Raw genomic sequence first — 24,025 nt, 5'->3', positions numbered from 1 at the left:
AGGGACACTAATTCAGCTCATTTCGCCATTAGACAAGGAATATAACCTAATTAAGTTCACTTTTTCCATTTGAATCTCATTATTTTTGAATTTCCGGAAAAATAAGTTCCCTTTTTCCAACTAGCGCTTGCGAAGCAGCCGTTGAGCAAGCGCTAGTTGGAAAAAGAAGATCTAGACCCGTCGCTCCCTCAACTTTATAGCTTCCAAGAAAAGGGCAAACCAGCCTTCGGCGCTCTAATAACGGTATTTCTACCGTTGTCTTCCAGACAAACCAGCCCGGGGCGCTCTAACAACGGTATTTCTGCCGTTATTTCCAGGCAAACCAGCCTTCGGCGCTCCAACAACGGTATTTCTGCCGTTGTTTCCCGAAAAACCAGCCTTCGGCGCTCCAACAACGGTATTTCTGCCGTTGTTTCCAGGCAAACCAGACTTCGGCGCTACAACAACGGTATTTCTGCCGTTATTTTCCGGCAACCCGGCATTCCGGTCCAAATTCGTCCTTCAGACGAACCAAACTAAAAAAACCTTATCCCCTCACAACCATACCCAGAACAGAAAAACACATAATTTCCCAAACAACAAGTGGAAACGGCTACGCCGTCCTTATAAGGACGGTACCCGTTTCAGCGAGAAATAGAAGGATAGTTTATAGCGCGAAGCATATAAATTATATTTGAACAAAACGGCCGCACCATCCTTCACAGGATAGCGCTGCCGCTTTAATTGTTGGGGTTAGGTTACCTGCTTGCACCGGGAAGTACGCCCAAGTGGCATAGTGAAACTAAATTCACCCTACTTTCCTGCTGCTCCCCTTTCAGATAAATGTATGTGTCATCTAATCAAAACAATGCCTTCGATTTCAACTGTAGTTATCGCTCATCCAGTCCTACGAATTCAACTATAGTTATCACTCATCCAGTCCTACCAATTCAACTGTAGTTATCGCTCATCCAGTCCTACCAATTCAACTGTAGTTATCGCTCATCCAGTCCTACGAATTTAACTTTAGTTATCGCTCATCCAGTCCTACGAATTCAACTATAGTTATCGCTCATCCCGTCCCACAAATTCAACTATAATTATGCTCATCCAGCCACAAAATGGCTGTGACCCCGCGCGGATAATATTTGCTGCCCGTGATTTCACCGGAGATGATCTGGTCGCTCCAGCTCCAGACTGACAGCTCCGGATGCGTAAGCCACTCCACATGCGCCCGGTCCGCTTCACTACCGCTCTCTGTCCACTTCAGGCCCAGAATCTGGCGGGCGATGAACTGGCTGAGGTAGACTTTGCTCAACCAGCTGTTGTTGCTGGTCGAGGAGATTTTCCAGCCGCCGTCTTCGAACAGGCAGACTCCCTTGACGAGCACCGCCTGCAGGTGCCGTTCCAGTGCAGCAATGTATTCTGCGAAACGTCCATCCCGCTCCAGTGCTTCTCTGCAGCCGGTAAAGTATGGGAATACCAGGCCTTCGATGGCCGGAATGATCTTCGAGTTATTGCCTTCGCCGATCACTGCCGGAATGTAGCCGTCCTCCGTAACACTTGCCACAATCGTTGCGGCGCAGCGTTCAGCCTGATCCCCGGCGGTACCGGACAGCTCCGGCTTTCCTGCCTCGCGGAAGATCTTTTCCATCGCAAGGTAAGCCGCCCAGCATTTTCCCGCGAGGTAAATGTTGTTCCGGGCCTGTCCCAGCGATACATCCAAACTGTCGTAGGTTGTGATCTCCGCCCCGCCCATTGTGCGCGAGCTGTCCAGACCCATGACCCCGTTGCGCTGTCCGGGTTCAGGATGGTCGCGGTTGACCATGCTGGTGAGGCAGTCTTCTAGCACGCCCAGATTCCGTTCCATCCAGGAACGGTCCCCCGTATGCTCCAGATACACCGCGCTGCTAAGCACCCAGTTAACAAGCTGTTCATGGGTCATATGTGAAAAGCAGCCGTCAATGCCGTACATCTCATATGCCGAGTAGCCGGAACGCGACACTGCATTAGCCACTCCCATATCATGAGTAAAGCTGATGCCGCCGGGATATTCCGTCTTGTCGCCAGGGAAGCGGACGGTATCTGTATAGCTGTACCGCTCCACGAACATATCCAGCTCATTGCGCACGGTCCATGGATTCATCCGCAGCTCATAGAACAGCTGATCGACCGTAAGGTCGAAGGTATTCATCATGCGGTATTCGCCTTCGTTCACAGTCCAGAACGGTTTATGATTGTAATCCAGCAATTGGGTAGAACCGTAATAGCTGCGGATCGCATGGGCAAGCATGAAGGTCTGGTCTTCGCTGAGCCCTGAACCCTCCAGCATGGCATTGGCTTGTACGGCCTGCTGCTTAATCTCCTCAAAGTGTGCCAAAGCATACTCCGCAACAGACTCCACATTGCTGAAATAACGGTTATAGTAGTAGGATGCATCCATCCCGGTGGTTACAAAGCCGGAACGGTGGAAGCAGACAGCGAAACGGTAGCATTGCTTCACACCCGGCGGCACCTCCATCACTTGCGCGCCTACCTGGCCCAGACCAAAGGTCCAGTTCTCCTCCAGCTCAGCCAGCAGGATGTCTTCCATTGTGAAATGCAGTGCCGATTTCACGCCGGTCCCCTGCTCTGCGGCGATGGCCAGAAATCTGCCCTGGCCTACTCCGGTTAGCCCGGACTGCATATCATCCAGCCGTCTCATCGCGCTGTAGGGATCATTGCCCTGGAAGCCGAAAAAGGCGCGTCTGGCCGATGGGCTTGCGCTATTATCCACTTCCAGCTCCACCAGTAGTGCCGGGAGCAGGATCTGCTTCAATTCCTCCGCTGAGGAAGTTTCCGGATCGGGAACGGCCCTTACCGGTGAATAAATGCGGAAGGTTAAATCCCCCGCCGACCAGCTGTCTATGCTGAGGCTGAAATCACGGGTAATCTCTTCATCCGCGAATGGATGGAGAATTCTTGGCTTGTCGGGATTGGGATCGGGGTTTTCAATATCGTAGCGCTTGCTTTCATCATCCCCGCCCTGCTCATGAAAAGGCAGAGTATCATAGCCATTGCCGTCCTCCCGGGCAAGGCCGATAAATATGTTGTGTCTGGGCGGCTTGCCGCCTTCCAGATCGAAGCCGCCTGCGGCTCCTTTGAAGCCCAGGGTAAAACTCGCAAACGCTCCAATCGGTGAATGATGGGCATTGAAAAATTGATTCTTCGGCATAACTTAAAGCACTCCCTCCAGCTATTCTCCGGTATTACCGGACTCTATCTCTATGTTAGCTATCCCCCTGCTCCCGTGACAGGTTCAAAGCCGCCTATTATTTGGGCAAATCGAACGAATGAATCCGGCTATGCTATAATCAATCCATATATTCCAGTGAAAAAGAGGATACCCATGAACGTGAATTTTCCCGGTATTGAACATTCTTTGGACGGCCGCATGTCCCCGGATCTGCAAGCGGCTTTCCACATCTACGCAGCCCATTGGCGCAAAGTCAACGCGCAGTGGCAATACCCCGAGCATACCCATCCGATGTTCGAAATCAACCTCGTACTGCAGGGAAGGCAGCACATGACTGTAGGCGGGCAATCCTATGTGCAGGAATGCGGGGACATCCTGTTCATCCGACCCGGAGTCAGACATGCCAGTTTTGGAGCTGATTCTGCGGGGGACATGACCTATTATTGCCTGCATTTTGATATCGATGATCTGTCGCTGCGGCGCGCGCTCCTGACGATGGATGCCGTCAGTCTCAGCGGCGAATCGTCGGTACTGCTGGCGATCCGCTCAGCGCTGGATGTGATGATCCGCACGGCGATTCTCACGGAGGCTGAAGATGCTCAGCGGAACCGGCTGGTAAGGCTGAATGCCTCCCTGCAGCTGTTCGCTGCACTTAGCGCATGGGTGCTGTCCGAGACCCCTGTGGCCACGCGCAGCGCGCAGCCGGGGATTACAGAGAATACCGTTGCTCTCGCAAATGCAGTGGAAGGATTGCTGCAGGAATCGGTCTTTACAGCTGCAGCAACCGGCAGCAGAGGCGGCGGCATTGAGGACATTGCCGCACGGCTGGGCTACAGCCCGAACCACTGCAACCGGGCATTCCGGCACATCTACGGAATGTCGCCCAGACAATACCTGTCCGGGCTGATTATCCGCCACGCGAAGCTGATGCTGCTGGACAACAGCCTGTCCGTCGAGGCCATTGCCCACCGGCTCGGCTACCGCGATGTCTCCCATTTCAGCAAGCAGTTCAAGCGCTGGACCGGCCTGCCGCCCATGGCTTACCGCCAGTTGACAGCAGAGTCCAAATAGTTCACAAGATGTGGACGGCACCACGGCGGTTGTCATGGACAAGCGGAGAGCTGAATCCGGCTGCTTATATGAGCACGATACTACGCCGCAGCACGCAAATAAGGGTCAGGCAAGCCACTGTTTTAACAATGGCTTGCCTGACCCTTTGATTGTATGATAGCTTACCCCTTGGTAGCTCCCGAAGCTATCCCTTTGACAAAATACTTTTGCAGAGCTATGAACACGATCAGGACAGGTACCACTGACATTGCAGTTCCGGCAAAGATCATATCCCAGCGGGAGGAAAATTCTCCGATATACCGGTAGATTTCCACGACCATGGTCTTCGGCTCGCCGGAAGGCAGCACCAGCATCGGCATCAGGAAGTCATTCCAGATCCCGAGGCCGTTCAGCACGACCATACTTGCCGTAACCGGTCCCAGCAGCGGAAAGACGATTTTCCAGAAGATCCCGTACCGGCTGCAGCCGTCAATCTCCGCCGCCTCCTCGATCTCCTTCGGAATTCCTTTGACAAAGCTCGTATAGAGCAGACAGCCGAAGCCGACCGCACCGGCGACATAGACCAGGATCGGACCGGCCAGGCTTCCGTACAAACCGAACATCCGGAGTTCTTTGAATAACGGAATCATATACGCCTGAAAAGGAATCATCATCCCTGCCAGGAAATACAGGAACACCATCTTCGTCCACCGGGTATCCCTGCGTTCAATCGCATAACCCGCCATTGGAATAATCAGCACCTGGGCCACGATCGAAACGAGCGTCAGAATCAGGCTGTTCACAATGGCTCTGGGGAAATCCGTTTCCGTCAGCAGGTACTTGAAGCTGTCCAGATACAATCCTTTCGGAAAGGCAATTGCATCCTTCATGATTTCCGCATTGCTTTTAAAGGCCGACATCAGGTTGAAGAAAATCGGGAAAAAGAAAATAATCGCCAGCAGAACCGTTATGGCAAGCAGGGCAATTTCTCCCCATCTTTTTTTGGCTTGTAGCGTCATATTACATCTGCACCTCCCGTTTCCGGAGGAATTTCACTTGGATGACCGTGATAAGCATGATGATCAGGAACAGCACCATGGCAAGTGCCGTACCAAAGCCCTGCCTAAGTTCACCAAAGCCTACCTTATAAATAATATAGGTTAATGTCTCCGTCTCGAAGCCCGGACCTCCATCGGTCATCACCGCGATCTGGTCAAAAATCTTCAGTGCGCTGATCATCGAGAGGACCAGACATACTGTCATCGAACCGGCGAGCAGCGGGAAGGTTATATGGCGGAACTGCTGAAATCCGCTGGCTCCGTCAATGCTTGCCGCTTCATTCAGCTCGGCGGGAATGCCCTGCAGCCCTGCCAGATAGATGATCATGTAATAGCCCGCGCCCTTCCAGACCGTAGACAAAATAATCGAAATCATCGCATACTTCGGATTGCCGAGCCAGTCGACCACCCAGCTTCCCAGTCCGATGGCATCCAGAATCTGATTAAACACACCGAAATTGTAGTTCAGAATCATGGCCCAGACAAACCCCATAACAATACCGCTGAGGAGTGTGGGGAAATAAAAAATACTTCTGAACAAATTGCGGAACCAGCGGACCTTATCCACCAGCACAGCCAGCATTATGGCCGCAATATTTTCCAGCAGCACCAGGCTGACCGTCATGACCAGTGTGTTCTTCAACGCGTTATGAACCCGGGGACTTTGCCAGATCTCCACAAAATTGGCGAAGCCGATATACCGGACATCCTCACTGATGCCGTCCCATGAAGTAAAGCTCAAATAGATGCTTCCTGCCGTAGGAACGATAACAAACAGGGTATATATTAAAAATGATGGTAGTATAAACAACAGTGCATAGGACTGCCACTTCTTCTTTTTCTTTGGTATGGCTGCCGTTAGCGGCTTGTCTATTCTTGTTACTGCTGTAGCCATGATTGCTCTCCCTCCCGGAGGTGTTCCGCCAGAGGGGCCCGCCGCCTTTGCTGCGCAGCTGCTCCCCGCCGGACCATGATCTGTTTATTGTGCGTTGGCTTTGACCTGGGCGTCGTATTCCGTGTCCGCCTGCTTCATGTAGCCGGCTACATCGCCGTTTTTCACAACCAAATCCTGCAGCAGCTTGTAATACCAGTTACGGAACTGCGGCGGAATCAGATTGTCCCCCCACCAGTTGTTAATCGCCAGCGACTTGGTTACGTTAGGATCGGCAATCAGGTCCAGGGCTGCTTGCATTTGCTCGCCGGTTTCATAGATCACCTTTTCTTTTGTGGACGGAATGGCATTGATGCTGGCCAGGTAAGCGGCATACTGCTCAGGTGCAAAGAAGAAACGGATGAAATCTTTAATGGCCTGTGTTTTGCCGGCGTCCTTAGCAGCCTCAGCGGACAGCGACCATCCGGCCGGTGACGGCAGACCGATAACATTGACTTTACCTTCACGGTCAGGAACGGCATAGAAGCCAAATTCAAAATTCGGGTCAGCCTCCTTAATCTGTGAGAACATCCAGGTTCCAGAGAACAGCTGGGCCGCTTTGCCGGATACGAGAATGGAGGCTGTCTGATTGTCTCCTGTGCTGAGCCAGCCTTTATCGACATAATTGGTGAACAGGTCCTTGAAATCCGTCATGGCTTGAACGACATTGGGATCTGTGAAGCTGACGGTTTTGGCAGTGCGCTTGGAGTTCCAGTCCGGATCTTTGGTATAGACATCATCAATCAGGAACTTGTTCACCCAGAAGCCCATATGGAAAATATCCTTGCCGCCGACCACGATTGGTGTAATCCCGCTTGTCTTCAGCTTGTCCTGGATGGTAATGAATTCATCATAGGTTTTGGGAAGCTCGGTGATTCCGGCATCGGCATAAGCCTTTTTGCTGTAAATAATGCCTTGCGGCACATTTACGGACATGGGTGCGTTCCACACTTTGCCCTTAACCTGAGGCGGGTCCTTAAAAAGCTCCAGCAGATCGCTTGGCAGTTCAACAATTTTACCGGCGTCGGCAAAAACCTCGGTATCACGCATCTCCACCAGATCCGGAAATTCGCCTACAGCGTCCTTGGTCTTCAGCCAATCCAGATACGCCGATGAAGTTGTTTCGCTGATATCTTTGATCTTCACATTGGGACTTACTTTCATGAACGCTTCTACGGTAGCTGCGATGGCTTTTTTGGTGGCAGGGTCGCCGGCTGCATACCCGATCGAGAAGCTCACTTCTTTCTTGGCATCCGTGGCAGCGGCATCCGGTGATTGTGAGGCAGCCGTATTTCCGCCGGTATTGCCAGCTTTGCTGTTGTTATTGTTGCTTCCGCAAGCCGATAAGACTGTTGTGGCCGCCAGGAGCAGCACCGACAGCTTAGTCATTGTTTTCTTTTGCATATGAGAGTAACCCCCTATAAGTTCTGGTTCGAAAGTGTATTGGCTTAGTCTTGTTTAATGGGCCGGAAACCGGGGCTCGATGTGCGCATCATCGTTCGTAAGCGTTTCCTTGCTACAAGAATAGCATTCCTAAACTTTCGTTAGAATGAACTTTTTTAAGCCGCGTATGCGGTAAATTTAAGAGGAATCCTACGGCAACTTTTTAAGTGGAAAAAGGTTAACTAATTTTCCGGAGTACCTTATCCTCGGGCAGATGAAGTGGAAAAAGGGACACTAATTCTGCTCTTTTCGCCATTGTTCAAGAAAAGTGGCTCTATTAGGTTTACTTTTTCCACTTAACCCTCAGGATTTCTTAATTTTCGGAAAAATAAGTTCCTTTTTTCCAACTAGCACTTGCGAAGAAACCGGTAAGTAATTGTCTAGATGGAAATAGGATATTTAGACCGGCTCCCCCTCAGAATTCGGTCTTCGGCGCCCCAACAAGGGATTTCTGCCGTTGTTCGTTTCAAATTCGTCCAAAGTATATTATCCCCACCTGCAGAAGTAATCATAGTTTCCTACAAAACAAAAAAAGGAGGATCATAGATCCCCCGTCTGAGTTCATATGCAGTTATTGCTATCCGGTTCTGCCCCAACCTTCTCTGTCACAGCTAATTGTCCTGCACCTGGCGGTCATATTCCCGGTCTGCCCGGTTCATATATTCGGTGACATCTCCGTCAGTAAGGATCATCTCCTCCAGCAGTTTATAAAACCAGTTGCGGAAATCCGGCGGAATCAGATTATCCCCCCACCAGTTGTTGATCATCAGCGATTTGGTCACATCCGGGTCGGCCATCAGTTTCAGGGCTTCCTGCATCTGCTCCCCCGTATCATAGGTTATCTTCTCCTTCGTGGAGGGAAGGCCATTGATCCCGGCCAGAAATTTCGAGTACGGTTCAGGCGCAAAGAAAAAGCGGATGAATTCCTTAATCGCTTCCGTTTTCTCCGTATCCTTGGCGGCTTCCGCAGAGAGCGACCAGCCGGTTGGCGAAGGCAGACCGACTACATTCCGTTTGCCGCTGCGGTCAGGCAGGGCATAGAAGCCATACTCAAAACCGGGATCAGCTTCCTCAATCTGCGAGAACATCCATGTTCCCGAATAGAGCTGGGCAGCCTTGCCTGATGTAAGCATAGAGGCGGTCTGGTTATCATTGGTGCTCAACCAGCCTTCGTTAACGTCAGTTTGGAACAGCTCCTTGAAATTTGTCATCGCCTGAACCACATTATGATCGGTGAAGCTGACCTGCTTCGCTGTGCGTTTGGCGTTCCAGTCCGGGTCCTTGTCATAGACTTCATCGATCAGGAACTTGTTCACCCAGAAGCCCAAGTGAAAAATATCCTTGGCTCCAACCACCAGAGGTGTCATCCCCACGGCCTTCAATTTCTTCTGTATGTCCAGGAATTCGCCATAGGTTTGCGGGAGCCGGGTGATTCCCGCACGGGCGTATGCTTGTTTACTGTATATGATTCCTTGCGGCGCACTTACGAACAGAGGAGCGTTCCACACCTTGCCGTTCACCTGCGGCAGATTGTCGAACAGTTCCAGCAGCCCGGAGGGCAGCTCTACGATTTTTCCTGCACTGGCAAACGCATCGGTATCCCGGATTTCCACCAGGTCAGGAAACTCGCCTACCGCATCCTTGAGCTTCAGCCAATCCAGATATGCGCTGGAGGACAGCTCACTGCTGTCCTGAATGATAATATCCGGATGGGCTTGCATGAAGGCTTCAATGGTGGCCGCGATGGCCTGCTTGGTGGCCGGGTCTCCCGCAGCATATGCGATGCTGAAATGCACTTCTTTCTTAGGCTCTGCTGCTCCGCCTGATGTGACAAGAGAATTTCCTGTACCGTGGCCCCTGCAAGCAGTGAGGAGGAGTATAGCCGCCAGCGGCACTGCCTGCAGCCGCATCCATTGTTTCCTCTGCATCTCTAGCTGTTACCTCCTACTAATCTTGTGATATAACGCCGGATAGACGGCCTTCTTCTATTCGTCCAACTGACGGCGGTATCTTGTATACGCCGGGTGTTCAGTCTATTATCGGGAATAACAGTGTAATTGAGGTTCCGACATGCTCCCGGCTGTTGATGGACAGCCCATAGTCTTCTCCAAACGTCGAGCGTATCCGCTCATGCACGTTTTTTAGACCCACATTTTTGCTGGGCGCTTCGGGATCTTCCAGTGTTTGGGTAATCCTCGCCAGAGCTTCCCGGCTCATGCCGACGCCATCATCATAAATGGTGATCGCAAGCACCCGGTCTTTCTTTTCCATGGTAATCCCTACTGTTCCCTTTCCCTGCAGACGGAGTCCATGCTGAACGGCATTCTCTACAATCGGCTGGAGCGAGAGCTTCAGGATCGGCCAATCCATCTGAACCTCCGGGGCAATATCCAGAACAAGCTCATAACGGTTCTCGAAACGGACAGATATAATATAGAAATAATTCTGCAAATGCTCCAGCTCGCTGCGGATGCTTGCCCGGTCCTCACCATAATCAATGACATATTTCAGTTCGTTGGACAAGGCAAGGATCATATCTGCAACCTCTCCAGCTTCCTTATCCACAGCGTTCATCCGGATCACTTCAAGCGTATTATACAAATAATGCGGCCGGATCTGGCTCTTCAGCGCGTTCAGCTCCGTCTGCTTTTGCTTGATTTGCGCTACATAAGCCTCGTCGATATAGATCTGAAGCCGTTCCACCATCCGGTTGAACCCGTGGGCGAGCCTGCCCATTTCATCATTCGTGTTCACAGACAACTGGGTATCCAGCTTGCCGGACTCCACAACGGCCATCTGCTTGATTATTTCGCGGATCGGCGCCGCCAGACGCCTGGAGAACCACGCCCCCATCACAATCATCACAAAAGCACAGATCATAATGGCAATGTAGACAGCCGCTCTGGCCGATAACAGCTGCTCGAACAGACTGCCGCGGTGAATCCGCGCAACCACCCTGCCATTCAGAAACGGAATATCCTCGCTAAGCTCGATCATCTCCCGGTTTGTCTGAACGGCGGCTGCAACCGACCCTTCCGGCAGATTCTGATTGCTGAAGTAGACCTTGCCTTCCCCATCCAGAAGATACAGCTCATCCTTGTCACCCAGGCTCAGCTCCCTGAAAAATTGTTCCAACAACGAAATATCAATATCCAGAAACAGCGTGCCTACCACCTTGGGTTCTTGGGTTACTTTTCCAGAGGTATCAATCAGGCTGCGTCCAATCGTGAACACCTTTCTGCTCGAGCGGAAGAAATACTGGTCGGTATGTGTAGGAAAGATAGCTACTGCGGACGGATTGGGAGCCATAGTCTCCAGCCATTCGGCTGCGGGAAACGAATTCGTATCCAGCGATCTGTTTTCTTTTTCCTGGGAATACAGCTTGCCGTCGGACTGGCGGACAAACACGGCGCTTGAAATATACGGGTCGCTGAACAGCACTGTTTTTAGAAAAGAATCAATCGGAATGGTGTTGATCTGCTCCAGCTCATTGACGTTGGCGGTCTGGTCCTGCTTATAGCTGTCAATAAAGCCTTCATAACGCCCGGTATACATCAGCTTGGAGACTTCATTGTACTGGTTGAACGCCGAGTTCAGATTATAGCTCATATACAGCACCATTTGCTGGAGATTGCTGGTGGTATACCGCTCCACATAGCTGGAGAAGGTCTTCACGGAGAAGAGGCTGAGCGCCAGCAGGGGAATCAGTCCCACCAGCAGAAATGATGCCGAGAATTTGACAAAAATACTTTTGGATCTCCGCCCCCAGATCAGCACGAACCCCCCCTTTTCTCTGATAAGCTGCTACTGCTTCACCGATTGTTTATACTCCTGGGGCAGCTTGCCGAAATGTTTCTTGAACATATCGCTGAAATGCCGGGCATTATTGTAGCCGACGCGTTCCGCAATCTCGTAGACCATCAGATCGGTTTGCAGCAGCAGCCGCAGCGCATGATCCATTCTGGTTTGGGTAACATAGTTTTTAAAATTCTGTCCGGTATGCTTTTTGAAAAAGCTGCTGAAATAGTAGGGATTCATATAGACCAGAGCGGCCATCGACTCCAGAGTAATATTCTCTGCATAATGCTCTTCGACAAAAGCCTTCACCTGCAGCAGTTGGGGCATCTCCTTGCCGTTCAACTTACAGGCCAGCTGGTCAGCGAGCCGCTTCAGCACGTCTTCAAACTGCTGCTTCAATGCGTCAAAGGTCGGGGCATCCTCCAGCTTTTCCAGCAGCGGCAGATCTTCCGGGTCCACCAGCCCGGCATCCACGCCAAAGCCGGCAAGCTCCTGCTCCAGCTGAAGGATGGAATTGTACACATGGGTGACCGCCTGGTTCCTGCGGTTTCCGGACAAAAGCCGGACCGTTTCCAGCAGCCTGGCCGCCAGGACAGGCACCTGCTCCTTGTCCAGTGATTTGAGCGCTTCTGTAAGTGCTGCTTGAGCCGCCGCCCATTCGGATACCGCCACAGTTGTCTCCTGATTACCCGCTTCCCGCAGCACCCGGTTAAGCCCGGTAAAATAGCGGGTTTTGAGCGCTTTCAATGCGCTGCGGTAGGATTCGCCGGCTTCCTCCATTCCGCTTACCGGCCGCCCGATGCCAATCGAGACCTGGAGCTTCAGGTAACTGTTGATTTTGTGATGGAGATCCAGCATCATCCGCTCCGGTTCCATTTCCTGCTCATGCTGAAGCAATACTGCGAAACGCTCCCCTTTGCGGAAAACATAGCCGTTGCCCCCAGCCTCCACGGTTTCTTTGATAATATTGGACAGGGCAAATTCCACCAGCTTGCGTTCCCGCTCCTCCCAGCGTGAGGCCTGGCCGCTATATTCATCCATTTCCAGGACACATACGCTGGCATAACGGGTTATCGCTATGTTTCCCATCCGGGCCAGCGTGGATGCCGCTCCTTTGTTGCCGTCGGTCAAGAGCTCAAGGAGCTCCTCTACAGTAATGGAATGATTTTTGCGTTCATAGGATTTGAGCATTTCCTTGTTGCGCTCTTCTTCAGACTCCTGGCGGATCACCGCCGCGGCCCGTCCCACCACCTGCTCCAGCTGGCCTGTGTTCACAGGTTTCACAATGTAGTCCAGTGCCCCGTATTGTACCGCCTGCCGGGCATATGAAAACTCCTGGTAAGCGCTTATAAAAACAACCTTGACCGGACGCCCCGACTCATGGATGTCCCGAATAATATCAATACCGCTGAAGCCCGGCATGCTGATATCGCTGATGACCAGATCAGGCGTGCAGGTGTCAATCATCGCCTTCAGCTCGATCCCGTCCTTTGCTTCTCCTACAATATCCAAGCCGAGCGTATCCCAGGAAATCAGCTTCTTCAGTCCGCGCAGGATAACCGGTTCATCATCGGCCAGTAGCACCCGGATGCTTCTGTTCATCGCTATCCCTCCGTATGTCTGTCTAGTATCTGTTTAGTATCTGTTCAAAAGGAGGCTGTTGCCTGTTGCCCGCAATTCTATCATATCAGACCTTGCCTCATCTTTGTCTACAGCACACAATTGCGCAAGATTTGCCATTTTGTCTTATGGATTAGGGGTTTCCTACTTTACTGTATCATGCCAGACCCGGGGCAAGGATGAAGCTTTTTAAGGTTGAATAGCAGTTTTTTTAGAATTCTGTACTCCCCCGGCAAACAAAAAAACGGCTCCAATTCAACTTACGAACTGAAACCGTCTTATTTGGGACAATCCCTCAAATCTAACCCAGATTAATCTCGCGGATCTTGCTGAGCGGAACCTTTGGCTTGCGGTCTTCTGTCAGAAGGCCGTTTACTTCCTGCTGCACATCGCTTACCTGGGTATAGCAGTAGCCGCTGATGTATGGCGTTGCTTTGATCGCCGCAGTAATCGCCTGGAAGCGCTCCAGGAAATCCTGCTCGGTCTTCACCTGGTTTCCATACCCCCAGCCGCTGTCCGTCTGGAAGGCAATGCCGCCGAACTCGCTGATGATGACCGGCTGTCCTTTGTAGGCATATCCTTCAGCCCAGGCAAATTTGTAGTTATTGAAGGAGACCCTATTATTAACGATGGAATTTTGGTCGGCATAAGTGGCCAGAAATTGTTCTCCGGCTTCTACATAATCATGCAGGGTCAGAATATCCGAAACGGTATGCTCCCAGCCGTCGTTCGTCACGACCGGACGGTAAGGGTCGATCGCTTTGGTCAGATGATAGATGCCCTCCGTGAATTTCTGCTGTCTGACATCCTTGGCAATGGCGGAAATTCCCCACGATTCATTGAATGGAACCCAGGTGATGATGCAAGGATGATTATACTGCTGCGGCACAACCTCCAGCCACTCCCGGGTGAAGCGTTCGACGGCAAGATCATTGAATTCATAGGTAGCGGCCATTTCCGACCACACCAGCATCCCCTTCACATCGCACCAATACAGAAAACGGGCATCCTCAATTTTCATGTGCTTGCGCAGGCCGTTGTAGCCCATTTCCGCAATCCAATCAATGTCATCAATTAGTGCCTGCTCATCCGGCGGTGTCAAATGGCTGCCGGTCCAGTACCCCTGATCCAGAATCAGACGCTGGTATAACGGCCTGTTGTTAAGCAGAATCTGGCCGTTGTCAATGGAGATTTTACGCATACCGAAATATGAATACACATGGTCTACGCTTTCCTCACCGCGAAGCAGCGTAAGTTCAACGTCAAACAGATTTGGCGCCTCCGGCGACCACAGGCATTGCAGCCAAGGCCCTGCAGCCTCATGCAGCACATCCATCTCAAGGCTCACCAGATCACGGTCAATGCCCACACTGAACCGCTTCACCTGCTGCCCTTTCAGGGAAATCAGCGTATCGAGTGTAAGCTCCGGCCCCTCCGTGAGGCCTGCCATGCGGAAATCGAAGCGGATCATATGCCGGTCAACATCCGGTGTCATTTTCACAGAATCGATCCGTGTTTCGCTTACGCATTCCAGCCAGACGGATTTCCATATCCCGGTCGTCTGCACATAGAAGCATTCAAAACTGTCAGAGATCCAGCGCTGCTTGCCCCGGGGCTGTGTGCGGTCCATGCTGTCCTCGGCTTTGAGCACAATCCGGTTGGCGGCACCAAACGTCACAAACGGGGTAATGTCAAAAGAAAAGGCGGCATATCCTCCTTCATGCAGGCCGACATAGGAGCCGTTCACCCAGCATTTTGCCCGGTAATCCACACCCTGGAAATGCAGAATCGCCCGCTTCCCGGCGTTCTCCGCAGGAAGCTCCAGTGTCCGCTCATACCAGACATTGGGGTGAAATTCCTCAATACCGATCCCGCTGGCGGCCGTTTCATAAGTGAAGGGAACCGTAATCTTCCGGGCCTCCGGGAACGCGGCATACCATCCTTCCGCCTCTCCGCGATTGGCATCATCAAAGCTGAAATTCCATTCTCCATCTAAATCAAGCCATTCCTTGCGCACAAACTGTGGTCTGGGGTAATTGGGAATATAAGATTTTGTCGTCATTGAACTTATACCTGTCCTCTCCATGTCTTTAGTTAAAATCTGTTCTTATCACAATGGTCAACCTTTAATCCCCGACATGCTGATCCCTTTGACAATCTGGCGTTCAAAAATAACGAACAGCACAATGATCGGGATCGAAGCAATCGCGTTGACGACCATCGGCTTGACGTAATCCTCGGAGTACTGGCTGATCAGGGTCGGAATGCCCATCGGCAGTGTGAACAGGTTGTCGTCGGTGATGGACAGAAACGGCCAGAGGAAATTGTTCCATGAACCGATGAAGGTCAGAATAGCCATAGAGGCCAGCGCCGGGCGGCAGAGCGGCAGCATGATGCGCATGAAGATCCGCCAGCTGCCGCCCCCGTCGATCTGTACACTCTCCAGCAGGTCGTTCGGGATGCCGTCAAAAAAGCTTTTCAGCACAATGACCGCTACAGGGGAAGCCAGCGCCGGAATAATTAACCCCTGATAGGAATTCAGCAGATTCATATCCTTCGCCACCTGGTACAGCGGAATAATCGTTGCTTCACCGGGAATCAGCAGCCCGGCCAGCACCACAAAAAACATCAGTGTGCGGTAACGGAAGGGGATTTTGGATAAGGCAAACCCGGCCAATGCTGCAGCAGCTACGGTCAGCACTGTCACAAAAACAGCAACAAGCAGGCTGTTCCCGATCCAGTTCGTCAGCTTGGTGCCGCTAAGGATTTCCTGATACACCGCCAATGAATAGGGCGGAGTGAACCAGTCCATCACCGTGATGATCTTCATGCCTTCTTCTTTGACCGATACGAATAGCATCCACACCAGCGGCCCCGCGAACAGCACGGCTATGAATAATGAAACCAAACGGTAGACCCATTTCATGACAGTTCCGCTCCTTTGCGGTTATTCATCCAATATTGCAGCGCCGACAGCACCAGCAGAATCACGAACAGCAGGTAGGACATGGTCGCTGCATAGCCCAGATCATTGCTCTTGAAGCCGGTCTGATAGATCAGCTGGATAATCGGCCGGGTCGAATCGAGCGGTCCGCCGCCGGTCACAATATAAATCTGCATGAACACCTTGAACGATGCGATAATCTGCAGCATGGTAATCGTCTTCGTAATCGGAGCCAGATAGGGAAGTGTAATCCGCCAGAACATCTGCCGGTCCCCCGCTCCGTCAAGGCGGGCCGCCTCGTAAATTTCGTCCGGAATTTCCTGAATCGCGGATAAATGCAGAATAAAGTTGAAGCCTACTGTCCACCAGAGGGTGATCAGCGTAATGGCAATCCAGGCGAGACGGGTTTCCGTCAGCCAAAATATTTCCGTACCCCCGGGAAGCAGATGAATTAAATGGAGTACGGAATTCACCAGTCCGGTATACGGCTGGAATACGAACAAGCCCAAATAGGAAGCTACCGCGACGGACAGCACACTGGGGATGAAGAAAATACTGCGGTAAAACTTTTGCAGCACGGACTTCCGGTTGGCAATCAGCGCCAGTGAAATAGACAGCACAAGCATAGTCGGTGTAGTCAGCACGACAAAGATAAGCGAATGCCCAAGCGCTTCCCATACCTCCCGGTCCTGCAGCACCTTGCTGTAATTGTCCCAGCCCAGGAAATCCATTTTGCGGATCAGGGTCCATTTGTAAAAAGTCATTTCCACGCCCTTGAACATCGGCCAGATGGTGAACAGGCCATATACAATCAGAAAGGGAAGCAGGAACAGCAGCGCCTGCGCATCCGCCCTCCATTTTTTCATCTTCATTCAGGTCACCTCTCCCCAAAACGGCGCACAGGCCGCGAGAATCACCGCCATAAGACCTGTGCATTGCCGCCTGCATGGCTATTTATCCAGCTCTTTCTGCACGCCTGCCTCCATTTTGTCCATGGCTTCAGCCGGCTTCATTTTATTAGCCCATACTTCATTGAGGATTTTGAAGGAGACATTATCACGGATCTGCCAGTTCTTAGTCGACGGTTTGTTGAATTTCACCGTACCGGCAACAGCGGCATAATCGCTGCGGTAAGGCATGTCTTTGTATTCCGGCTTCTCCAGAACCGATGGTTTGGAGGGAATATGGCCTGCTTTTGCCCAAATCTGCCCGTTCTCGGCTACATAGTCGGCAAAAATCAATGCGGCTTTTCGTTTGGCCGGGTCTTCGGACTTAGTCAGCGGCAAAATAATCGTGTGGGAATCGCCCCAGGTCGCTTCCTGGCCGAACAGCTTGGGAATCGGCATCGCTCCGAACTCCAGCCCCTTCGTCGCTTCCCAGGTTCCGGTGGCCCAAACGCCGGTCATCATGATCGCCGCAGTGCCGCTCTGGAAGTTTTTGTAGAAGTCAGGATCATTTTTCTTGATATAGCCTTCAGTGAACAGCTTCTGAATATATTCAGCCGCCTGGATGCCTTTCGCCTTGTCGATTTCGGCTTTCTTCAGATCATCGGATACCAGATCATTGCCGCCAAGCTGTGAATACAGCGCCCACCACAAGCGGTAAGGATCGTCATTCGAATTGGAAAGGGCAAACGGGGTCGTTTTGGCCGGAAGCTTCTCCTTCAATGTCTTCAAAAAGGCCAGCAAACCGTCTGCGGACTGCTCAAGCACCGGTTTACCGTCATCGCCCAGCAGCCCCGCTTCCTTCAGCAGTTTTTTGTTGTAGTACATAATAAAAGGATGGGTATCAATCGGCACGGCATAATGTTTGCCGTCCACAACCGTTGCATCCAGCAGATTCTGATTAAAAGTCGCCCAGTCGACGCCTGCTTCTCCGGCCACTGCGTCCAGATCGGTTACAACTCCCTGGTTGATCAGATCCGGCAGCCGGGAGGTGTGGGAAATGCCGATGTCCGGGCCGTTGCCGTTCCCTACGGCGGTAATCAGCTTGGTGTAGTATTCCGCCCAGACGAGCTTCGTGTTCTTCACCTTGATATCAGGGTGGCTTTTGTTGAATTCATCAACCAGCTTCTGCATGTTGTCCCCGTCGCCGCCGTCGAACAAGGTCCAGAACGACAGGTTGACGGCTTCACCGCTGCCTTCAGTTCCTGTATTTCCCCCTGTGCTGTTATCCGCAGATGGAGCAGGGCTGCTGCCTGTGTTGCCGTTTGCTGCGCCTCCGGCATTGTTATTGCTGCCGCAAGCGCCGAGTACCAGCGAAGATGAGAGTATGAAAGCTAAGGCCAGAAAACCGGTGTTTCTTTTCTTCATTCCTGTCTCCCCTTTATTGTATTCTAGATACAAAACAATTTATTTGTTTTATTACATGTATTTTGTATCTAATGACGATTATAAGGAGATATAATCTTAATGTCAACGCTTTCATATCGATTTTTAGTAATAATGAGCATGAAAAAAACCATTAGTTACAGATTAACTGTACTAATGGTTCTGATCTTCTTCGTCTCGGGTAAAGCTCAGCTTCATCATAATTTCCTGGGCATGGTCGCCGAAGCTCCGGCCGAACAAATTGACGCCGCCCTGATGAATAGACTCGGGATTCACACCGATGCGCAGCCGGATCTTCGGGCTTTGGGTCAGATTAAGCTGGCTCAGGCTTACATCCGATACCTTTTCCATATCGAGTGTTGTCTTATCCCTGTCGACCCTCCATGTCTTGAGCAGGCCGTATTGTGTAGAGGAATCCCACCACCAGGCCGGATTCAGTTTGCCCCGTCTGCCTCCGAAATCACCGGGGCTTGTCCACATGCCAATCTCGACCCCGTTGATCCATACCGATATATCCGACGGCCAATTGTTGTCGTAATTAGGAGCTTCCGAGCAAATCTCCATCGACACCTCCAGCGATTCGACTCTGGAGCCCTTCGGCACTTCCACCGGGAGCAAATATTCGATATATCCTTTGCGGAACCAGATAATCTGCGCGCCTACATGCTTGGGATGGTAGAAGCCCGCCGGTTCATCCTCGCGGACCAGCATGGCTTCCGCATCAGCCATGCCGCAGGTCGGCGATACATCGCAATCGCTGTAATGGCCGATCGGCACCTCAATTTCATAGACACTCACAGCCCCCTTGCGCACAGACTTCTCCTCATTCAGGGCAATATGTATATCGTCGTAATTGCGGCTGCATACCTTCATCGCCCCGCGGGAAGCAGGCAGCAGCTCCGTATTGATCAGCCGCGCCGCTTCCAGCACCTTCACATTGTTGGCTACCGTCGATACAGGCAGCTTCAGCGCCTCGGCGATTTCAATTACGTTCAAATTCCGCGAATTCAGTAAATGGAGAATATCGACCCGGGAGCGGGTCGACAACGCATGTGCAACGGCCACCAGCTTCTCCGGATCGTCAAAACCTAGTTCAAGCACAGGCCACACTCCTTCGAACCCTAAGTAATACCATAATAGTACGTGCTTGGAGTCACAAAATCAACCAATGTTCTCCAGAAAATAAACCGGTCTTGCGCCGCAGCCTCTGGGCCTTGCTCCTATGCTCATGGTACAATACAACCAGAAATATACATAACGAGGTGAACCTGATGATCTATTTCATAAAATTTGTGTACAGCTTCGTGCTGCCTCCCGGACTTTTCGTCATCCTGCTGCTGGGGCTGGCGGTCTGGCTGTGGCGGCGAAGCCGCCGCCCGGCCCTGGCTCTGCTTGGCGTTACTCTCCTGCTCTATCTCTCCATGACTCCATGGATCAGCAAGCTGCTGATGGGCGGATTAGAGCGGCAGTATGATAAGCCTGAGCTGCTGCAGGGCGATGTAATAGTCGTACTGGGGGGAGGAGCCACCTCCGGAACCCCGGACATTGACGGGGAAGGCAATTTGTACGGCTCGGCGGCCAACCGGCTGCTGACCGCAGTGCGGCTGTACCGCCAGACCGGACTGCCGATCCTGTTCTCCGGCGGCCAGGTCTTTCCCGACAGCGGCAACGAAGCGGATATCGCCAAGCGGCAGCTGATCGGCCTTGGTGTTCCCGGGAGCGATATTCTGGCCGAGAACCGGTCGCTGAATACCGAGCAGAATGCCGTCAATACCGCATCCATGATGAACAGCAAGGGGCTTCGCCACCCCATTCTGGTTACCTCGGCCTTTCACATGCCCCGGGCCATGGCCTTTTTCAAGGATAACGGACTGGCACCGCTTGCCTATCCAACGGATTACACGGCTAGCCGGGGAAACGACCTGTATCCGGCCATGTTTACGCCTTCTCCAGGTGCAATGAATAATACCGGAACGGCACTTAAGGAATACCTCGGCCTGCTTGCCGCCCGCTTCTGATGTCCGGAGAAAACAAGAGAATATGAGACTCCAATATAGAAACAGCGGCAGTCATGGACAGGAAAGTAATGTCTACAGACTGCCGCTGTTTTTTTGAACCCAAGTAGGAATGACTGCTCCAACTGATTGAATTCACGCCAGGACTATTGCAGAAATATAAAAAATTAAAAATATTTACATATAAGTATATATACAGTATACTTCAAATGACTCTAAAAGGTATTTTATTCCATTTAAAGGAGTAGATGCATTTTATGCAATCATATTCAATAAAAAGATTGACGCTTGTTGGAACCTTTGTTTCAGTCTTTCTTTTTTCTATTGTTTCCCAGGCGTATGCGACCAATCTAACAGGTTACCCTGCAGCGGCACAGGCTAAGAGTAATTGGTGCTGGGCTGCGGCTGGTGTTTCCATTCTTCAGTATTACGGAATCTCCGTAAGCCAATGTTCTTTTTATGATCATGTGAAGGGCACCTCCGGGTGTGCAACAAATGAGAGTGAAACCTATGGAACTGTTCAAGCAGGCATTCATAGCTATGGAGTCTCCAGCTGGAATCATACTGGAGCGCTATCGTATAGTGATGTCAAAAACCAGATTGATAATCTTGGCAGCCCGGTATACGTAAGCTGGAAATGGAATACTTCTACCAGCGGCGGGCATGCAGTAGTGATCTATGGGTATGACACATATGGCGGCAATGACTGGATTCAGCATATGGACCCGGGCGGGGGCATAAAAACCTCCATGGTATACACCAGCTTTAAAGGCGGGCCAAGCTACGATAGAAGCTGGAGATGGGGACTTCATGGCTTCAGCAAATATATTTAAGAGGAGGGCTTCCCATTAAAAAAACACTGCTGTTAACTGTATCATCATTCTTGTTGTTTCTGACTTTGTTCACACCTGCGTCCGCTCGGGCCGTAGCTGAAGATGTTGTTTCTTTTGCGAATACAGAAGGATTAGCCTTGATTAAAGAAGGGCTGTCCAAGGACCCTGAAGGATACGGTTATGCCAATGAAGCGGAGATTAATGAAATTACCATAGGCGAAGGAATGCAGATTCATTTTATTGATGGCGGTAAGCTTAGAGCGGCTTCCGATAGTCTGCTTGAAACGCTCACGCCTCAAGAGAACTGGGAGTTTCTTGTTTTATTGAACGGGTTACCCAAATCTAAAATGGTCATTCAAAAGGATGCAAACGGGTCTTATCAAGTTACTGAATTTGGAGGGAATCCTAATACTTTGGCCTATGCGGTTCACTCTCTACAAGTTGTGGGTGAAGTGACTGAGCCTACACTGATCCGTGAGCGGGACGAATATATAGCCGCATTCAAGAAAGGCAATCAGGAATTCATCATTGCTCCACAACCGGCCTCATCCACAGATTCAAAAGGGTTAACCAGTAACCCGGATCCTCAAACCCCGGAACGATTGATTGATGTGCTGCAGACGATGCAGAATGACACTTCCGATGACGGGAAGGACGGGTCGGGAACCATCGCCTCCGCGTATTATGCAGATGACGATAATCAGCTAACAAAGTCTATCATCATTAGCGCTATCATTGCTCTAGCAGCCGTATTCTTGATTTGGGCCTACCTCAGAAGACGGAAGCGGCCTGAGCATATGTAAAAAGAATCAGGCCGCCTTCCTTCATTGGAAAGCGGCCTTTCTTATAATGATTTCTTCCCGAAAACATTGCCGCTCTGAAACGATCAGGCGGAGCATTTTGACACGCGCATTCCCTATTTAACCAGCTCGCAGAACCCGGCATGCACAACCCCGGCAAGCTGCTCCGGTGCCAGCTCCATCTGCATGCCAATCTTGCCTCCGCTGACAGCCATTGTTGCAAGAGCCCCGGCACTGCTGTCAATAAAGGTAGGATAAAGCTTCTTCATTCCTACAGGAGAACAGCCGCCGCGCACGTAGCCGGTCCATTTCAGCAGATCCTTTACCGGAAGCATCTCGATCTTCTTCTCTCCCGCCGCTTTGGCGGCTTTTTTTAGATCCAGCTCTTCCGCCACCGGAATGACAAACACATACAGGTTCGCCCCGCTATGCGCAACAAGCGTCTTAAAGACCGTTTCCGGCGGCAGCCCCACTTTCTCAGCTACCGCTGTTCCATGAATCTGTCCGTCCTCATGGTCATACACATGAATCTCGTAAGCGATTTTTTGGGTATCCAGAATCCGCATCGCATTGGTTTTGGTGAATTGCATCCTTCATCGACCTTTCAGCCAGCTCTATCTGCTTGCTCTGTTAATCTCTCGGGAAATCCATGGCCATAATGTCCATAAAAGGAACCTTGATAAGCTCCTCGCCCCAGCTCACATGCACCTTGCCGGTACGCGGGTCCATGCCGACGATCGTTCCCCGCACCTGCTCCTCTTTGCCCCAGACGGTCAACAAAATCTCGGAAGCCTCCTGCATCGCTTCTGTCAATTGATTGCCGATTTCCTCCAGCACAAATTCATCTCTTGTCGGCCGTTTGGCCACTTTCGCTTTTGCCACGCTATTCCTCCAATAAGTTAAGTCTGTTTCCATGTGTTATCATCTAGGTTATCTCTTTGGCACCTCCCCGTCAACCACAGCAGCTCCAGCTTCCAGACAGACTCATTCCTGTTTATTTAAGTGTATTTGTTCACAAAATTTTTACCAGCCCATACGATTACACAGAGAAGTAATATGTGCAAGATGATGCTTACCGTGCCAAGCATATATTCCAATATTTTTACCTATTGAAACTTCACCTGATTCTGGATGAATAAATGTCTTTTCCATATCAGCAGGAGTTAGACCACGTAAAAGGTTAGTCCAGCGTTTGTGCAAGGTTTCGAGGAGTAAAAGTGAAGTATCAATTGGCAATTTATAATCTGTTAGTTCTGCCCATTTCGTTTCGTCATATGGTTTAATTATCGGATTTTCTTCTGTTAGAGCCAATTTAAAGCGGATGTAGGCATTCATATGACTATCTGCAAGATGATGTATGACTTGGCGAACAGTCCATCCTCCGGAACGGTAAGCTGTTTCAAGCTGTTCATTATCTAGGTCTTTTACAGCATCACGTAATAATCTTGGTAAATCTTCAATCTCATTGATCCATACATTAGTAACACTGCTAGTAATTTCATCGTCAAATTGAAAAGTGCCAATTGGGTATTTCATATCCATCTACTTAATCCCCCTAAACATCCTTGTTTTTTGCGGCTGACTAAATGAGTCGCTAAAATATATAATTCTCAACAATTCCTCTAATACCTTCACACCTTAAATGTTATTTAAGCCTGCAGCACATTATCCGTCAGCCTTGCCCATGCTTTGTCCACCGGATGCTAGTAATGGCGTTCAAACACAGCGGTTGTTGCTGTAAAGGATAACCAGTCTATTGGCAAATCGGGGGAGTATGCCGGACTCAGCGGGGCGAGGTGCTTTACACTATAACCGATGGCACCGTATGCACCGTAAATGATCCTCAGTGGAGTCACTTCCCGCTGCATACAGTCCCATATAAGATTCCAAGGATTTGAAATTAAATCCGGCCTTGACGGCAGCGACGCCAAAGAACCCGCGGAGGCTATCGAGGTGCCTGCGGGATCTTTTAACTTTTCAGAAATCACC

Annotated in this window: 20 protein-coding genes; 5 read left to right on the top strand and 15 right to left on the bottom strand. The window is 50.9% G+C overall.

Annotation, left to right across the window (positions count from 1 at the left end; genetic code table 11):
* The first annotated feature begins 156 nt into the window (after positions 1–156).
* On the top strand, positions 157–519 hold the full coding sequence (locus BLQ82_RS32225; protein ID WP_157243756.1) for a hypothetical protein: 363 nt from the start codon (positions 157–159) through the stop codon (positions 517–519).
* Positions 520–1,069: 550 nt separating this feature from the next.
* Here the strand turns inward: BLQ82_RS32225 and BLQ82_RS28190 are convergent.
* Positions 1,070–3,193 carry a glycoside hydrolase family 52 protein gene (locus BLQ82_RS28190; RefSeq protein ID WP_062520458.1) on the bottom strand — a complete coding sequence of 708 codons (2,124 nt, stop codon included), beginning with the start codon at positions 3,191–3,193 and terminating at the stop codon, positions 1,070–1,072.
* A gap of 174 nt (positions 3,194–3,367) precedes the next feature.
* Here BLQ82_RS28190 and BLQ82_RS28185 point away from each other — a divergent pair, with 174 nt between their 5' ends.
* Positions 3,368–4,285, top strand: a complete 918-nt coding sequence (locus BLQ82_RS28185) for a helix-turn-helix domain-containing protein (RefSeq protein ID WP_062520456.1) — start codon at positions 3,368–3,370, stop codon at positions 4,283–4,285.
* A gap of 161 nt (positions 4,286–4,446) precedes the next feature.
* Here the strand turns inward: BLQ82_RS28185 and BLQ82_RS28180 are convergent, their stop codons facing one another.
* From BLQ82_RS28180 to BLQ82_RS28130, 11 genes are all read right to left on the bottom strand, one after another.
* Entirely contained in the window at positions 4,447–5,283 is an 837-nt protein-coding gene (locus BLQ82_RS28180) for a carbohydrate ABC transporter permease (RefSeq protein ID WP_062520454.1), read from the bottom strand.
* Between the two features lies 1 nt (position 5,284).
* A complete protein-coding gene (locus BLQ82_RS28175; RefSeq protein ID WP_062520453.1) occupies positions 5,285–6,217 on the bottom strand; it encodes a carbohydrate ABC transporter permease in 933 nt (310 codons plus the stop codon).
* 84 nt (positions 6,218–6,301) lie between these two features.
* Positions 6,302–7,657, bottom strand: a complete 1,356-nt coding sequence (locus BLQ82_RS28170; protein ID WP_062520450.1) for an ABC transporter substrate-binding protein — start codon at positions 7,655–7,657, stop codon at positions 6,302–6,304.
* A 650-nt stretch (positions 7,658–8,307) separates the two neighbouring features.
* The gene (locus BLQ82_RS28165) at positions 8,308–9,624 is read right to left on the bottom strand and encodes an ABC transporter substrate-binding protein (protein WP_062520448.1); all 1,317 of its coding nucleotides are present in this window, start codon (positions 9,622–9,624) and stop codon (positions 8,308–8,310) included.
* Between the two features lie 100 nt (positions 9,625–9,724).
* Positions 9,725–11,473, bottom strand: coding sequence for a cache domain-containing sensor histidine kinase (locus BLQ82_RS28160; RefSeq protein WP_062520446.1), 1,749 nt, complete (start codon positions 11,471–11,473; stop codon positions 9,725–9,727).
* Positions 11,474–11,500: 27 nt separating this feature from the next.
* Entirely contained in the window at positions 11,501–13,096 is a 1,596-nt protein-coding gene (locus tag BLQ82_RS28155) for a response regulator (RefSeq protein ID WP_062520445.1), read from the bottom strand.
* Between the two features lie 319 nt (positions 13,097–13,415).
* Positions 13,416–15,176, bottom strand: coding sequence for a glycoside hydrolase family 2 protein (locus tag BLQ82_RS28150; RefSeq protein WP_062520443.1), 1,761 nt, complete (start codon positions 15,174–15,176; stop codon positions 13,416–13,418).
* 57 nt (positions 15,177–15,233) lie between these two features.
* Complete coding sequence (locus BLQ82_RS28145; RefSeq protein ID WP_062520441.1) at positions 15,234–16,040, bottom strand: carbohydrate ABC transporter permease; 807 nt, start codon at positions 16,038–16,040, stop codon at positions 15,234–15,236.
* Positions 16,037–16,930: a carbohydrate ABC transporter permease gene (locus BLQ82_RS28140; RefSeq protein ID WP_062520439.1), complete on the bottom strand. Its 894-nt coding sequence runs from the start codon at positions 16,928–16,930 to the stop codon at positions 16,037–16,039. Before BLQ82_RS28140 ends, BLQ82_RS28145 begins: the two co-directional genes overlap by 4 nt.
* Positions 16,931–17,008: 78 nt before the next feature.
* Positions 17,009–18,370, bottom strand: coding sequence for an ABC transporter substrate-binding protein (locus BLQ82_RS28135; RefSeq protein ID WP_062520437.1), 1,362 nt, complete (start codon positions 18,368–18,370; stop codon positions 17,009–17,011).
* 171 nt (positions 18,371–18,541) lie between these two features.
* Complete coding sequence (locus BLQ82_RS28130) at positions 18,542–19,489, bottom strand: ArsR/SmtB family transcription factor (RefSeq protein WP_062520435.1); 948 nt, start codon at positions 19,487–19,489, stop codon at positions 18,542–18,544.
* A gap of 170 nt (positions 19,490–19,659) precedes the next feature.
* Between BLQ82_RS28130 and BLQ82_RS28125 the strand changes: the two genes are divergently transcribed.
* The 3 genes from BLQ82_RS28125 (at position 19,660) to BLQ82_RS28115 (ending at position 22,039) form a co-directional block, all read left to right on the top strand.
* On the top strand, positions 19,660–20,406 hold the full coding sequence (locus BLQ82_RS28125) for a YdcF family protein (RefSeq protein WP_062520433.1): 747 nt from the start codon (positions 19,660–19,662) through the stop codon (positions 20,404–20,406).
* 254 nt (positions 20,407–20,660) lie between these two features.
* A complete protein-coding gene (locus tag BLQ82_RS28120) occupies positions 20,661–21,236 on the top strand; it encodes a C39 family peptidase (RefSeq protein WP_062520431.1) in 576 nt (191 codons plus the stop codon).
* Positions 21,203–22,039, top strand: a complete 837-nt coding sequence (locus BLQ82_RS28115; RefSeq protein ID WP_143013582.1) for a hypothetical protein — start codon at positions 21,203–21,205, stop codon at positions 22,037–22,039. Before BLQ82_RS28120 ends, BLQ82_RS28115 begins: the two co-directional genes overlap by 34 nt.
* A gap of 113 nt (positions 22,040–22,152) precedes the next feature.
* On the opposite strand, the gene ybaK is transcribed toward BLQ82_RS28115, so the two are convergent.
* From ybaK to BLQ82_RS28100, 3 genes are all read right to left on the bottom strand, one after another.
* Positions 22,153–22,626 carry a Cys-tRNA(Pro) deacylase gene (gene ybaK, locus BLQ82_RS28110; protein WP_062520427.1) on the bottom strand — a complete coding sequence of 158 codons (474 nt, stop codon included), beginning with the start codon at positions 22,624–22,626 and terminating at the stop codon, positions 22,153–22,155.
* A 40-nt stretch (positions 22,627–22,666) separates the two neighbouring features.
* On the bottom strand, positions 22,667–22,918 hold the full coding sequence (locus BLQ82_RS28105; protein ID WP_062520425.1) for a YolD-like family protein: 252 nt from the start codon (positions 22,916–22,918) through the stop codon (positions 22,667–22,669).
* A 141-nt stretch (positions 22,919–23,059) separates the two neighbouring features.
* A complete protein-coding gene (locus tag BLQ82_RS28100; RefSeq protein ID WP_062520421.1) occupies positions 23,060–23,578 on the bottom strand; it encodes a YfiT family bacillithiol transferase in 519 nt (172 codons plus the stop codon).
* Positions 23,579–24,025: the final 447 nt, after the last annotated feature.

The sequence above is a fragment of the Paenibacillus jilunlii genome (genome assembly GCF_900102965.1).
Lineage (GTDB): Bacteria > Bacillota > Bacilli > Paenibacillales > Paenibacillaceae > Paenibacillus_AQ > Paenibacillus_AQ jilunlii.
Note: the sequence above shows the minus strand (reverse complement) of the source record. Positions and strands in the feature narration are given on the sequence as shown.

What these genes read in the sequence shown, in the direction of transcription:
- BLQ82_RS28175 (WP_062520453.1), bottom strand. Translation starts at nt 6,217, where the DNA reads ATGGCTACAGCAGTAACAAGAATAGACAAGCCGCTAACGGCAGCCATA.
- BLQ82_RS28145 (WP_062520441.1), bottom strand. Translation starts at nt 16,040, where the DNA reads ATGAAATGGGTCTACCGTTTGGTTTCATTATTCATAGCCGTGCTGTTC.
- BLQ82_RS28120 (WP_062520431.1), top strand. Translation starts at nt 20,661, where the DNA reads ATGCAATCATATTCAATAAAAAGATTGACGCTTGTTGGAACCTTTGTT.
- BLQ82_RS28125 (WP_062520433.1), top strand. Translation starts at nt 19,660, where the DNA reads ATGATCTATTTCATAAAATTTGTGTACAGCTTCGTGCTGCCTCCCGGA.
- BLQ82_RS28185 (WP_062520456.1), top strand. Translation starts at nt 3,368, where the DNA reads ATGAACGTGAATTTTCCCGGTATTGAACATTCTTTGGACGGCCGCATG.
- BLQ82_RS28150 (WP_062520443.1), bottom strand. Translation starts at nt 15,176, where the DNA reads ATGACGACAAAATCTTATATTCCCAATTACCCCAGACCACAGTTTGTG.
- BLQ82_RS28100 (WP_062520421.1), bottom strand. Translation starts at nt 23,578, where the DNA reads ATGGATATGAAATACCCAATTGGCACTTTTCAATTTGACGATGAAATT.
- BLQ82_RS28165 (WP_062520448.1), bottom strand. Translation starts at nt 9,624, where the DNA reads ATGCAGAGGAAACAATGGATGCGGCTGCAGGCAGTGCCGCTGGCGGCT.
- BLQ82_RS28180 (WP_062520454.1), bottom strand. Translation starts at nt 5,283, where the DNA reads ATGACGCTACAAGCCAAAAAAAGATGGGGAGAAATTGCCCTGCTTGCC.
- ybaK (WP_062520427.1), bottom strand. Translation starts at nt 22,626, where the DNA reads ATGCAATTCACCAAAACCAATGCGATGCGGATTCTGGATACCCAAAAA.
- BLQ82_RS28140 (WP_062520439.1), bottom strand. Translation starts at nt 16,930, where the DNA reads ATGAAGATGAAAAAATGGAGGGCGGATGCGCAGGCGCTGCTGTTCCTG.
- BLQ82_RS28115 (WP_143013582.1), top strand. Translation starts at nt 21,203, where the DNA reads ATGGGGACTTCATGGCTTCAGCAAATATATTTAAGAGGAGGGCTTCCC.
- BLQ82_RS28155 (WP_062520445.1), bottom strand. Translation starts at nt 13,096, where the DNA reads ATGAACAGAAGCATCCGGGTGCTACTGGCCGATGATGAACCGGTTATC.
- BLQ82_RS28135 (WP_062520437.1), bottom strand. Translation starts at nt 18,370, where the DNA reads ATGAAGAAAAGAAACACCGGTTTTCTGGCCTTAGCTTTCATACTCTCA.
- BLQ82_RS28190 (WP_062520458.1), bottom strand. Translation starts at nt 3,193, where the DNA reads ATGCCGAAGAATCAATTTTTCAATGCCCATCATTCACCGATTGGAGCG.
- BLQ82_RS28170 (WP_062520450.1), bottom strand. Translation starts at nt 7,657, where the DNA reads ATGCAAAAGAAAACAATGACTAAGCTGTCGGTGCTGCTCCTGGCGGCC.